Here is a 12,454-nt window from a genome sequence, read left to right on the forward strand (position 1 = left end):
ACCCGGGCCGGACCGTAGGCCACCGGCCATGCGCAGACGGCTGGTGACGCGCGAGTCGCGAGGCGGGCGGGGCGTGGTGGCCGGGCCAAGGTGGGCGGGGCGCCTCAGCCGCGGCGGGGCCGGCCGCCGCGCTTGCCTCCGCCGGTCCGGCCGGTGCGAGCACCCCCGCCGGACTTCCCCCTTCCGCCGCCCGCCTTGGCACCGCCGGTCCTCGCCCCGCCCGCTTTCCCGGCGCCGCCGGACGTGGTCGCGCCCGCGGCGGGCTTGCCTCGTGCGGTCCGCTTCGCCCCGGCCCCGCGCTGCTCCTCCGCCTGCGCGCGGGGACGGCCCCGGGTGCTGTTGACGGTGCGGCCGCGGACGATGCCGATCAGGTCCTCGACGAGGTCGTGGGCGGACTCCTCGGGCCAGCACAGGGCTACCTCGGAGCGCGGGGCGTCGACGACCGTGCGGTAGGTGAGGTCCCGGCGGTGGTACAGCCGGGCCAGGGACTGCGGGACGACGAGGACGCCCACGTTGGCCGCCACCAGTTCGACGGCGTCCTCGGTGGTGGCGGGGCGCTCGAAGGCGGGCTCGCCCGGCGGCCGTTCCCAGCCGAGGACGTCGTCGAGCGGATGGAGGACGACCTCGTCGGCGAGGTCCTCCAGGGTCACCTCCTCGGCAGCCGTGACGAGGTGGTCCTTGGGGACGACCACGACCGTCGTCTCCGGGTAGAGGGGGATCGCGCTGAACACCTCGCGGTCCACCGGGAGCCGCACGAAGCCCGCTTCGGCGGCGCCCTCGCGCAGCAGGCCCGGGGCTTCGGCCGCGGGCACCTGGAGGAGGGTGAGCGGGGTGCCGGGCAGTCGCTCGGCCCAGATCCGCGCCCACTTCGCGGGGGTCACCCCCGGAACGTAGGCGAGGCGGAACGCGGGAGGTACTTCTTCCGAGCCTGTCACGCCCGCCAGGTTACCCACCGTGGTCGGGAGCCCGGTGGGGGGCCGATAGTCTGGAGGGCATGAAGTCGCACCAGTCCACCCAGACGATGAAGCCCGCCACCGCGGCGAAGAAGCTGGGTGTGTACCTCCCCGCCACCCCCGCGGAGTTCCAGGAGGGCCTCGTCACGCGCGCCGAGCTCGACGCGCTCCAGGCCGACCCGCCCGAGTGGCTGCGGACGCTGCGGACCGAGGGCCCGCACCCGCGCCCCGTGGTGGCCTCCAAGCTGGGCGTCTCCATCGCGGGTCTGGCGCGGGGCGGCGTCACGGAGGCCCTCACGACCGAGCGGATCGAGGCGCTGAAGGCCGAGCGGCCCGAGTGGCTGGAGAAGGAGCGGGCGACCCAGGCGGAGGTCCGCCGCGAGGCGGCCCGCCTCAAGGCCCGCGCCGAGGAGCGCGGGGAGCGCACGTCCGACTCCTGATCGCGGCGCCGGGCCGGTGAACGGCGCGCGTCCGTCACACCCCGGGTGGGCCCACACGGCTCCCGGGGCCGGGTCGCCCCGGCCCCGCCCGGCCCCCGGACCGTGCCGGCTAGGCGGACGCGGCCGGCCAGGCCGTGCCCAGCGGCTTCGTCCGCTGCCTGCTGAGCCGCGGTCCCCCGGCGCCCTCCCGCGCCACCGCCACGATGTGTTCCCGCAGCCCCTCGGCGTAGCGCCGCATGTTCTTGCGCGCGATGTCGGTGTCCGGGTAGCGCGCGGCGAACTGCAGGCCGTCGTGGAAACGGGAGATCCAGGCGCACACCTGGTCGCCGTAGGAGACGCGGATCAGGCCGTGGGCGCGCATCTCCCGCCAGCGCTCGGAGCCGGGGAAGCCGCGGGTGTCGACGAAGGAGACGATCGAGTACCGGTCCGGTGACGTGGGCCGGAAGTCGTCGCCCAGCAGCTGCAGGACGCGGGCCAATGGCATCCACGACAGGGCGCGATTCTTGCGCAGCTCGGCCCGGACCATCGCCAGCACGCTGTCGAAGTCCGGTGCCCGCGCGACCGGCACCTCGATCGGCGCGCCGCCCACGTACCAGCCGACCGAGTCCCGCCACTGCGACTTCGCCCGGGTGTGGAAGGGCACGACCGTGCGGTACACCGGACTCCCGCCGATCTCGTGGACGAGGAGGGCGGTGGCGGCGAGGAGGCCCACGAGGCTCCCGCCGTAGGGCCGGCAGTACGCCTCGAAACCGGCCGCGTCCGCGTCGTCGACGAGTATGTCGCGCATCAGCCGCTGCTCGGGCAGCGGTCCGCCGGGTTCGAGGCCGAGGTCGACGGGGAAGTTGGGCAGCCGGCCCTCGCACTGGGCGACGAACTCCCGCCAGCGGGAGACGATCGCGTGGGTGTCGTCGATGCGGTCGGCGTTGCTGCGTTCCAGGGCGCAGAAGTCGACGTAGCTGGAGACGGGCGGCTCCGGGACGGTGGTGCCCGCGCGGTCCGCCGCGTACAGCTCGTGGATCTCGGCGGGGATGCGGTAGATCGAGTACGCGTCGACGTTGCTGTGGTCGAACGCCAGGTAGAGGCTCGCGCCGTCCGGCCGGAGCACCGCCGCGTACAGGAAGTTGGGCCAGACGAGCGCGTCCGCCGCCGCGTCGAAACGGCTCTCCAGGTGCCGGGTGAGCACGGCGGCGTCGGGGAAGTCGCCGGTGTCCTCGCGGCGCAGGCGTACGGCGTCCGCCTCGAGGGTGAACCGCCGCATCTCGTCGCCGATCCAGCGGAAGCCGCTGCGCAGGGTCTCGTGGCGCTGGGTCCAGGCCCGCAGTGCCCGCTGCAACGCGTCGAGGTCGACCGGGCCGGGCAGGTCGAAGGCGGTGCCCGTCCAGGTCGGTACGAACAGGCCGTCCTCGCGCACCGCACGCGCCGTCCGTACGTGCGACTCCTGGACGTAGGCCGGCGGACGGGCGTCCTCCGGAAGGGCTGCGGCGGCTTCGACGGTCTCCGGGTGCAGCGCCCACTCCACGAGCCGTCCGGGACGGATCTCGCAATGCTGGATGTCGGTCATGCGCAAGGGGCTCTCCGTTCACGCCACAGGGTGGTCACCTCAGCCCAACGAGTGATTGACCCGCGCGGTTGCGGGCCCGGCCCCGCTAGCGTGAGCGCCCGCATCGGGGGCGGAGGAGCGCATGGGCGAGGCACGGAACCTGTCGCCGGAGGGGCCGGCGGGGGACGCGGGCGGCGTGTCGGGGGATGCCGCGGGGGACGGCGGCGCCGGGGAGGGGCCACCCGAGCGGGAGGATCCCGGCGAGGGGTTCGGGGCGGCACTGCGGCGGGCGCGGGGCGAGCGCGGGCTGTCGCTCGCGGCGCTGGCGCGGCTCGTGCACTACAGCAAGGGCTATCTCAGCAAGATCGAGAACGGGGGCAAGCCGCCCACCGCCGATCTCGCCCGACGCTGTGACGAGGCGCTGCGGGCGGGCGGGGCGCTGTCCCGGCTGGTCCCGGGGGTGCCGCGGGCGCGGGCCCCCGAACAGGTGTCTGACGTATGCCCCTACCGGGGCCTCGCCGCCTTCGGTCCCGAGGACGCCGACTGGTTCTTCGGGCGGGAGCGGGCCACCGCCGCCCTCGTCCAGCGGCTCGCCCGGCAGTCGGGCAGGGGCCCGCTCGCGGTGGTGGCGCCCTCGGGGGCGGGCAAGTCCTCCCTGCTGCGGGCCGGTCTGGTGCCGGCGCTCGCGCGTGAGGGCACGGCGGAGGCGCCCGCACCCCGCGTCCTGGTGTGCACCCCCACCGCGCACCCCCTCGCGCATCTGCGCGCCCTGCTGGGCACGGAGGAGCCGGAACCGGGCCCTCCCCTCCGCTCCGGCCCTCCCGTCCGCTCCGGCCCTCCCGTCCGCTCCGGCGCCGACGACGACTCCGCCGAGCGCGTCCGCCCCGGCGGCTCCGTCCGCTCCGTTCTGGTGGTGGACCAGTTCGAGGAACTCTTCACCCTGTGCCGCGACGAGGCCGAGCGCCGGGCCTACCTCCGCGAACTGACCGCGCTGTGCGCCGGCCCCGAGGCGCCGGCCCTGGTGGTGCTGGGGCTGCGGGCGGACTTCAGCGGACACTGCCTGGCCCGGCCCGAGCTGGCCGGGGTGTTCACCGGCGGGCTCTTCGTCCTGGGCCCGATGACCTCGGCCGAACTGCGTGCCGCCGTCACCCGTCCGGCGGAGCGCGCCGGACTGCTCCTGGAGCCGGGCCTGCTGGAGCTGCTGCTCCGGGACGCGGGCGCCGAGGACGGCGCCGAGGACGGGACGGCGACGGTCTCCGCCGGGTCGCTGCCGCTGCTCTCCCACGCCCTGCTGGCCACCTGGGATCAGCGCTCCGGCCGCACCCTCACGGTCGCCGGGTACACGGCGACCGGCGGGCTGCACGGCGCGGTGGCCCGTACCGCCGAGGAGGTCTTCACCGGCCTGGACCGGGCGGGACGGGAGGCGGCCCGCCGGGTGCTGCTGCGCCTGGTGCACGTCCGCGAGGGCGAGGCGGCCACCCGCAGGGCCCTCGCCCCGGACCGGCTGCTCGCCGGGATGAACGAGCGGTCCGCGGCGACGGCCGCGCTGGACGCCCTGGTCCGCGCCCGGCTGGTGACGGCCGGGGAGTCCGCGGTGCGGATCACCCACGAGGTGCTGCTGCGCGCCTGGCCCCGGCTGCGGGAGTGGATCGACGCCGACCGCGCCGGGCTGCTGCTGCGCCAGCAACTCGCGGACGCCGCCTCGGCCTGGGCGCACGCCGGGAGGGACCCGGAGCTGCTCTACCGGGGCAACCGGCTCGCGGCGGCCGCGGAGTGGGCGGACGCCCGGGGCGAGCACGATCCGCCGGGGCCGGTGGAGGAGGAGTTCCTGGCGGCGTGCCGCGGGGCGGAGCAGGGCAGGCGGCTGACCTCGCTGCGCCGGGCCCGCGTCCAGCGGCGGCTGCTGGCGACGCTCGCGGTGCTGCTGGCCCTCGCGGTGGGCGCGGGCGTGCTCGCCTTCCACCAGCGCGCGGCGGCGCTGCGGGAACGGCGGGTGGCGCAGTCGCAGGCGCTCGCGGTCCGCTCGCTCGCCATGGCGGCCGGGCGTCCGGAGGCCTCGATGCTGATGGCGGCCCGGGCATACCGGACCGCGCCGACGGTGCAGGCGCGCGGCGCCCTGCTCAGTACCCAGTCGGGGGCCTTCGCGGGGCGGCTGTCCGGGCACACCGGGGCGGTGAACGGGGTGGCGTTCTCCCCGGGCGGACGGCTCCTCGCGACCGCGGGCGCCGACTCGACCGTACGGCTCTGGGGCGGCCCGGGGCTGCGCTCCCCGGTGGCGACGCTCACCGGATACGGCGCTCCGCTGCTGTCCGTGGCCTTCGCGCCCGACGGCAGGACGCTGGCGGCGGCCGGCGGCGACGGCACGGTCCGGCTGTGGCGGCTGCCGGAGCGCCGGGCGGCGGGGGTGCTGTACGGGCACGCCGGAGCGGTGCGCTCCGTGGCCTTCTCCCCGGACGGCGGCACGCTGGTCTCGGGGGGCGCGGACGGGACGGTACGGCTGTGGGACGTGCGGGCGCGGAAGCAGCGGGCGGTGCTGCGGGGGCACCGGGACGCCGTGCACGCGGTGGCCTTCGGCCCCGAAGGGCGGCGGGTGGTGTCCGGTTCGGCCGACCGCACCGTACGGCTGTGGCGGGTGCGGGGCGGCCGGTCCACCGTGCTGCGCGGCCACGCCGACGCGGTGCTCGGGGTGGCGTTCGCGCCGGACGGGCGGAGCGTGGCCTCGGGCGGCGCCGACCGGACGGTGCGGATCTGGGACGTCGGCGGCCGGGCGGCCCAGGGCGAGAAGGAGACCGGCAGGGTGGGTTCCCGTGGGGAGACGGTGCTGCGGGGGCACAGCGACGACGTGAACGCGGTCGCCTACACCCGGGACGGCACCGCCGTGGTGAGCGTCAGCGGCGACGGCACGGCGAAGGTGTGGGACACCGCGGGCCACCGCGTCACCGAGACCCTCTCGGGCCACACCGACTACGTGCTCGCGGTGGCGGTCGGACCGGGGAACCGCCTGGCCACCGGCAGCTTCGACCGCTCGGCGGTGCTGTGGGACCCGGGGCGCGGGGCGTGGACCTCGCGGCCGTTCACCGAACTGTGGGCCTCGGCCTTCGCACCGGACGGCCGGCTGCTGGCGGCGGCGGGCGCGGACGGCACGGTGCGGCTGTGGCACCGGCGCGGCCACCGGCCCGCCGGGGTGCTGCGGGGGCACCGGGGCGCGGTGTTCACGGTGGCGTTCTCGCCCGACGGCCGGCTGCTCGCCTCCGCGGGGGCGGACCGCCGGGTACGGCTGTGGGACCCGGCCGGGCGCCGTCCGCTCGCCACCCTGCGCGGGCACGGCGGCTCGGTGTTCGGCGTGGCCTTCTCCCCCGACGGGCGCGTCCTGGCCTCGGCGAGCGCGGACCGGACGGTGCGGCTGTGGGACGTGCGCCGGCACCGTGAGCTGGGCACGCTCGCCGCGCACCAGGACTTCGTCAACGCGGTGGCGTTCAGCCCGGACGGGCGGACGCTCGCCTCCGGCAGCGACGATCTGACCGTACGGCTGTGGGACGTCGCCTCGCGGGCGCCGCTCGGTGTGCTGCGCGGGCACCACGGGGCCGTCCGGAGCGTGTCCTTCGCGCCGGGCGGGCGGCGCCTGGCGAGCAGCGGCAACGACGGCACGGTCCGGGTGTGGGACACCTCCTCCGGCCACTCCCTGGCGACCCTCACCGGACACACCGGTGCCGTGCGCGCGGTGGCCTTCTCCCCGGACGGGGACACCCTGGCCTCCGGCGGGATCGACGGCACGCTGCGGCTGTGGGACGCCGTCCGCCACCGGCCGGGTCCGGTACTCACGGGACGGGGCGGCGCCGTGTGGGGGGTGACCTTCGCCCCGGGCGGGACACGGCCGGTGAGCTGCGGCACCGACGGCACCGTCCGCCGCTGGTCCCTCGGCCCGGCGGCCCGCGCGGCGGCGATCCGGGCCCTCGTCGGCGCCCCGGCACCCGCGGGTTTCCCGGGGGTTTCCCGTTTCCCTTCGCGGTGGGCGACCCGGGATCCCTCGACAGCGGACCCCGCGGCACCCCAGTCTCGAGATGCCGCCGGACGGGTCGCCGCAGGTCCGTCACCGATACGCCACCGGTGACGAGTGACCCTGGCGGACCGGGCCCGGCCACGGAAGGCCGGCCGGCGCACGAAGAACAGTGCTGACACCCACGACGCTCACGTCCATCCGTGAGTGCGGGAAACGGGGAACGAGAATGACCACACGCGAGGTACTCGCGGCGGTGCGGGGGAAACTGCCACCCGCGTCGCCGCCACGCGGAGCGGCCGTCGTACTGGCGGCGCTGCTCGCTCTCGGGGGAGCCGCCCTGACGGCACCGGCGGCCGGGGCGGCCGCCGCGACTCCGGCGCGGGCGGCGGCCGGCTGTGCCGTGCTGTCCCCCGGCGCCTCCGCCGCCGCGCAGGCCGCCGTGCGGGCCGCCTGCGAGCAGATCGGCGTCTGGTACACGTGGGGCGGGGGCCACGGGGCGCAGCCCGGACCGACGTACGGCCAGGTCGACCCGAGCGACCCGGCCAGCGCCCACGACCCCGAGCGGCGGGGCTTCGACTGCTCGGGGCTGGTCCGGTACGCCTACGCCCGCGCCCTCGGCGGTGACCCGCTGAACGGCAACTCGTACCACCAGTTCCACTCGCCCCGGGTGACGCAGCGGTTCACCGCCGGGCAGGGCACGGCACCGCTGCTCCCGGGCGACCTGCTCGCCTGGGGCTCGGGCGGCTCGATCCACCACATCGCGCTCTACCTGGGCGCCGGGAAGATGGTCGAGGCCCGGCAGTCCGGCACCCGCGTCATGGTCAGCGACGTGCGGCTGGGCGGGGACTACGCCGGGGCCGTCCGCATCGGCACGGGGTCGGCGCCCTCGGGCACCTTCAGCACCTGGGGCACGGGGGTGTGGACCCACACCGAGCCGTCCACGACCAGTGCGCGGGTGCACCGGTTCGACGGTCCGACCCTCGTGCGCGTGGAGTGCCAGAAGCACGCCCAGACCGTGACGGCCGAGGGCTACACCAACGACGCCTGGTCCTATCTGCCCGAGTACCGGGCGTGGATCACCAACATCTACCTCAAGGGCCCCGCCTGGCTGGACGGCGTGCCCACCTGCCGCTGACGGGACCGGACCGGCACGGCCGCCGCCCGGCGGCCCGCCCCCGCCCGCCTCTCCGCTCCACCGTTCCACTCCCACCCTTGTCCGGCTCCACGGGAGCCACGTTCCAGGAGGAACCATGTCCGCTTACCGGAAGATCGCCCTGTCCCTCGCCGGCGCCGCCCTGTGCGGGGGCCTGACCGTCGCCGCGCCCGCCCAGGCCACCCCGGCCCGCCACACGGCTGCCGCCGCGCCCGCCGCGGCGGCAGCCGAGTGCGGGGTGCGCGCCGACGCCAGGCTGTGGTGCGGCAACCGGGTCGGTGCCAAGGGGTATGTGCACCGCTCGTACGGCAGTGGCGTGCGGGGCACGCTCACCACGGGCTTCAGCTGGTTCCAGTGCTGGGGGCGCGGTGACACCCACCTCGGCGGCAACAACGTCTGGTACTGGACGAAGCTGGACAACGGCCAGTGGGGCAACGTCCCGGCGGCCGACGTCCACACCCGGGTCGACCCGGCGCCCGGTCTGCGCGAGTGCTGAACCGGCCCGGGCCAGCCGATGACGTCGAGCAGGCCGTGCCGCACCCCGCTCCGCGCGGGGTGCGGCACGGCCGTTCCGGGTTCCCGGCCGGGATCAGCGGCGCAGGTACCGGGTCAGCCGCTCCAGCAGCTGGGCGGCCTCCTGCAGGCTCTGCGCGGTCCCCGAGAAGTCTCCGACGAGCAGTTCCTCCTCCTCGCCGGTGTCGCCCTCCGCCGTCGCCGCGATCCCCTCGGCGGGCGCGGGGACGCTCGTGCCGCGGTAGCCGACGGGTTCCGCGCCGGGGGCCTGCCGGTAGCCGATGAAGGCGAGGGTGTCGGACGCCGGGGCCGCCTCGCCGGCGTCGAAGAACCGTACGGCGCTCAGCTGGGTCAGGTGGTCGCCGCAGTTGTCGCCGATGTTCAGCCGGTAGTGCGAGAAGGCCCCGGTGGTGGCGAGGACGTACTCCTTGGTCTCGAACCGCCGCCGGAAGTGCTGGTCCTGGCGGATGTCCAGGGTCATCCAGGTCCGCCCGTCGTGGGAGCCCTCCAGGGTCCAGTCCGCCGGGTCGCGCTCGGTGAAGTCGTTGGCGGAGGTCAGGCTGTAGGCGGTGACCGTGAGGGGGCTGTCGAAGGTGAAGGTCACCTCCGGGTCCCTCTCCTGGGCGAGCCACTTGGTGCGCGCGGTGCGCAGCAGGTTGGGGGCGACCTCGCCGGCCGCCGTGAACTCGTCGCTGGCCTGCACCTCGCGCACGCGGTCGGTGATGTCGCGGCGCTCGCCGCCGGCCGGTCCCGCGCCGCGGGTGGTGTCGGTGACCAGGGAGAGGGAGGTGGCCGTGCCGCCGCGGCCGCTCCAGGTCACCCGCTCCAGCGGGGCGCCGTCGTCGAGCAGCAGGCCCAGCCGGCCGGCCGGGCGCCACACGCCGTCGTGCTCCTCCTCGGTGACGAAGTGCCGCACCCGGGCCGCGAGCGGTCCCTCCGGGCGGGGCCGCGTGCCGGTCAGCGCGCCGCGCACCTCGCCGAGGGACCCCTCGGGGCCGCGCACGTGACCGTGGAACCCGGACAGGTCGGTGCGGAACGCCACGGAGGACTCGGTGCCGTCGGTGCCGCGCCACGCGAGCCGGGCGGGAGGCTCCTGCCCGGCCGGGCCGGCGGGCGTCCCGCCCTGGTCGAGGTGGACGGTGAGGGTCGGGCCCGGCTGCCAGACGGGGGCGCCGAGCGGGCGGCGTTCGGTGGCGTAGGTCCGCACGGAGGGGCCTCCGTCCCGGGCGGCGCGGGCCCGCCGTGCGCGCTCGGCGGCCTCGACGGGGTCCAGCGCGAGGGTGCGCAGCCGCAGCACGGCCCCGTCCCCGTCGGCGTTGCGGAGCTGCAGCACGTTGACGCCGGGCAGCAGGGCCGTGCCGGGGACGTTCAGCACGTATTCCCGCGGGGCGTCGGGGGTGTCCGCCTCGGGCAGCCGGAACTCCTTGGCCACCGTCTCGCCGTTCAGCACGACGTCCATCGGCGCGGTGGTGCCGAGCGTCTCCAGCCGCAGGACCGCCTCGGCGGTGTTCAGCTGGTCCGGCACCACGAAGTCGACCTTGAGGTGGCCGCCCGCCGTCACCACGACGTACGTGGAGGCCACCGCGCAGCGGTGGTGGCGGACGACCGCGTTCGTCAGTGCTGCGGGACGGGAGCCGAAGTCGGCGAATACGGCGAAGGAGGGGTCCATCTGTGGTTCCTCACGCGTGTCGGGGGGCATCGTCCGGCCGTGTCGCCGCACGGTGCCCTCGGTGGTTCCAGTTGCCGGGACACTAGCGGCCGGGTCTGACAACGGGGGCCGCGCGCGGCCGAGTTGAGGACGCAGGAGAGGGACCGGAGGGTGGTCCGCGGGCCGGTGCGGGGCGGCTTCCGGGATGCGCCCCGCGCGCGGCGCGCGTTTACTGGCGGCACGGCCGGTCCCGGCCGCCGAGGGACCCGGCGGCGGACGGGGGTAACCGGAGGGTGGCGAGGTACTCGCAGTCCCGCGGTACCCCGGCGGCCGGCGCACCCGGTGCGTTCCGGCAGGAAGGAAGGCGTGGACGTGTTCACCGTCACCGACATCCGCGAATGGCGAGGGCGCGACGTCCTCGACGCATCCGACAAAAAGCTCGGCACGCTGGAGGCGATCTACGTGGACACCACCACGGACGAGCCGGCCTTCGCCACCGTGCGCGTGGGGATGCCCACCCGGCACCGGCTGGCCTTCGTCCCGCTCGACGGGGCGCAGGTCGGGCCCGAGTACCTGCGGGTGGCCTGGGACAAGAGGCAGATCAAGGGCGCGCCCAGCATCGACACCGACGGCGAGCTGCTCGCCACCGAGGAGCCCGCCGTGTTCGCCCACTACGAGTTCGCCTACCGGCCCGGGGCCACCGGGGAGCGTCGGCTGGCCCGGCGCTGACCACGCCCACCGACACGCACCAGAAAGGCACGGCCATGGCCGTCATCCTCCTCCTCGTTCTGATCGCCGTGGCCCTCGGTCTGATCGGCGCGCTCGCCAAGGGTCTGCTCTACCTGCTGGTCATCGGCATCGTCGTGTTCATCGTCGCCCTGTTCCTGAGCGGCCTGCGCGCCGGGCGCCGCTCGGGGCGCCGCATGCCCCGCTGAGGCACCACCACCTCACCGAAGCACCGGAACTCCACGGGGCTCCGGCAACCCGGGACGGCGAAGACTGCCCGGTCCCGGCAATGATCGCGAGTCGCCCGCCGGCGCATGATGCCCTCGTGACAGGACGCGCGGAGGGGGCGACGGGGATGACGGGGACACCGGCCGGGACGACGAGGGACACGGGCTCCGGCCGCGGGCGGGCGGTGGGGGTCGTGTGCGGCGTCCTGCTGCTCGCGCTGTCCACCGTGATGTTCGGGCTGGTCCCCGGCAGGCTCGCCGAGAAGGACGCCTACCGGTCGGCGCCGGTCTGCCCGGCCGGCACGCGACCCGGCGGTTCCTGCCGCCTCGCGGTCGAGGCGACCGTCCGGGACAGGCTGGAGGTGCACGAGAAGCGCTCCCCCGACTACGACCTCGTGGTGCTCGTCCGCGGTTCCGGCGCCCACCACCGCCTGCGCATGGCCGGGCACTCGCCGGTGTACGACGCGGTCCGCCCCGGTGACGAGGTGACGCTCACCTCCTGGCGCGGCGCGATCCGGTCCGTGCGCTTCGGCGAGGCCGTGCAGGACACCCGCCTCTCCCCCGTCGACGACTGGCGGATTCCCCTGGGCGTCGGCCTCGCGGTGCTCCCCCTCGGCCTGCTGGCCCTGTGGTCCGCGTGGGCGCTTCCCCGCCACCGCGCGGCGGTACGGCGGGACTGGCCGTGGTGGCCTGCCGGGATGTGGGTGGCCGGGACGATTCTGTCCGTGGTGGGGATTCTCGCCGGACTGGGCGGCGCGAACGTCCCGTACGCGCTGCTGATCACGGCGGTGGGTGTGCTTCCCTCGGCGGGTGTCGGCGCCCTGTTCGTGTGGGTGCTGCGCAGGCGGATGCGGCGGGCGGCCGACGTGCGGGACGTCGTCGCCGTCCGGCCCGCGCGCAGGCGGTGCGTACGGGCGAGTGTCCACGGGGACGTGCCCTACAGCGTGTTCGGCTTCGGGTACCTGGTGGTGGGCGACGGGCCTCCGGCCGCGACCCCCGACCCGGCCGGGCGCGCCGCGTTGCGTCCGCTGCCGTCCTCGCTCCGCGTCGTGGGCGTGCGGTCGCTGCGGCCCGACGATCCCGAGGGGTGGCCGGGGATCTACAAGTACGACGGAGTCGTCGTGGAGTGCCGGGACGGTGAGGTGCCGGTGCTCGTGGGCACTTCGCGGCGTGAGGCCTCCCTCGTCCTGGGCGCGCTGACCGCGGCGCCCACCGCCGCCTGAGGACGCCCGCCGCCGGCCGGGGCCGTGACCC

Annotated in this window: 10 protein-coding genes; 7 read left to right on the forward strand and 3 right to left on the reverse strand. The window is 76.2% G+C overall.

Going from position 1 to position 12,454, the window contains the following annotated elements; genetic code table 11:
- Positions 1-104: 104 nt before the first annotated feature.
- Positions 105-935 (reverse strand): LysR family transcriptional regulator substrate-binding protein, encoded by an 831-nt coding sequence (locus OHB09_RS01265; protein ID WP_328921463.1) that lies wholly within the window; start codon positions 933-935, stop codon positions 105-107.
- 59 nt (positions 936-994) lie between these two features.
- On the opposite strand from OHB09_RS01265, the gene OHB09_RS01270 reads away from it, so the two are divergent.
- The gene (locus OHB09_RS01270; protein ID WP_167794620.1) at positions 995-1,393 is read left to right on the forward strand and encodes a DUF5997 family protein; all 399 of its coding nucleotides are present in this window, start codon (positions 995-997) and stop codon (positions 1,391-1,393) included.
- Positions 1,394-1,502: 109 nt separating this feature from the next.
- Here OHB09_RS01270 and OHB09_RS01275 read toward each other — a convergent pair whose 3' ends face one another.
- Positions 1,503-2,954 (reverse strand): condensation domain-containing protein, encoded by a 1,452-nt coding sequence (locus OHB09_RS01275; RefSeq protein ID WP_006137064.1) that lies wholly within the window; start codon positions 2,952-2,954, stop codon positions 1,503-1,505.
- 121 nt (positions 2,955-3,075) lie between these two features.
- Here OHB09_RS01275 and OHB09_RS01280 point away from each other — a divergent pair, with 121 nt between their 5' ends.
- The 3 genes from OHB09_RS01280 (at position 3,076) to OHB09_RS01290 (ending at position 8,582) form a co-directional block, all read left to right on the forward strand.
- The gene (locus tag OHB09_RS01280) at positions 3,076-7,044 is read left to right on the forward strand and encodes an nSTAND1 domain-containing NTPase (protein WP_328921464.1); all 3,969 of its coding nucleotides are present in this window, start codon (positions 3,076-3,078) and stop codon (positions 7,042-7,044) included.
- Between the two features lie 115 nt (positions 7,045-7,159).
- On the forward strand, positions 7,160-8,068 hold the full coding sequence (locus tag OHB09_RS01285) for a C40 family peptidase (RefSeq protein ID WP_328921465.1): 909 nt from the start codon (positions 7,160-7,162) through the stop codon (positions 8,066-8,068).
- A 115-nt stretch (positions 8,069-8,183) separates the two neighbouring features.
- Entirely contained in the window at positions 8,184-8,582 is a 399-nt protein-coding gene (locus OHB09_RS01290; protein ID WP_191890542.1) for a hypothetical protein, read from the forward strand.
- Positions 8,583-8,675: 93 nt separating this feature from the next.
- Here the strand turns inward: OHB09_RS01290 and OHB09_RS01295 are convergent, their stop codons facing one another.
- Positions 8,676-10,268 carry a hypothetical protein gene (locus tag OHB09_RS01295; RefSeq protein ID WP_006137055.1) on the reverse strand — a complete coding sequence of 531 codons (1,593 nt, stop codon included), beginning with the start codon at positions 10,266-10,268 and terminating at the stop codon, positions 8,676-8,678.
- A gap of 351 nt (positions 10,269-10,619) precedes the next feature.
- On the opposite strand from OHB09_RS01295, the gene OHB09_RS01300 reads away from it, so the two are divergent.
- The 3 genes from OHB09_RS01300 (at position 10,620) to OHB09_RS01310 (ending at position 12,423) form a co-directional block, all read left to right on the forward strand.
- Complete coding sequence (locus OHB09_RS01300) at positions 10,620-10,976, forward strand: PRC-barrel domain-containing protein (protein ID WP_040893335.1); 357 nt, start codon at positions 10,620-10,622, stop codon at positions 10,974-10,976.
- Between the two features lie 35 nt (positions 10,977-11,011).
- On the forward strand, positions 11,012-11,182 hold the full coding sequence (locus tag OHB09_RS01305) for a hypothetical protein (RefSeq protein ID WP_191854209.1): 171 nt from the start codon (positions 11,012-11,014) through the stop codon (positions 11,180-11,182).
- 116 nt (positions 11,183-11,298) lie between these two features.
- Complete coding sequence (locus OHB09_RS01310) at positions 11,299-12,423, forward strand: hypothetical protein (protein WP_245766057.1); 1,125 nt, start codon at positions 11,299-11,301, stop codon at positions 12,421-12,423.
- Positions 12,424-12,454 lie beyond the last annotated feature (31 nt).

Origin of the sequence: Streptomyces griseoaurantiacus, from assembly GCF_036189845.1 — a bacterium.
GTDB classification, from domain to species: Bacteria; Actinomycetota; Actinomycetes; order Streptomycetales; family Streptomycetaceae; genus Streptomyces; species Streptomyces griseoaurantiacus.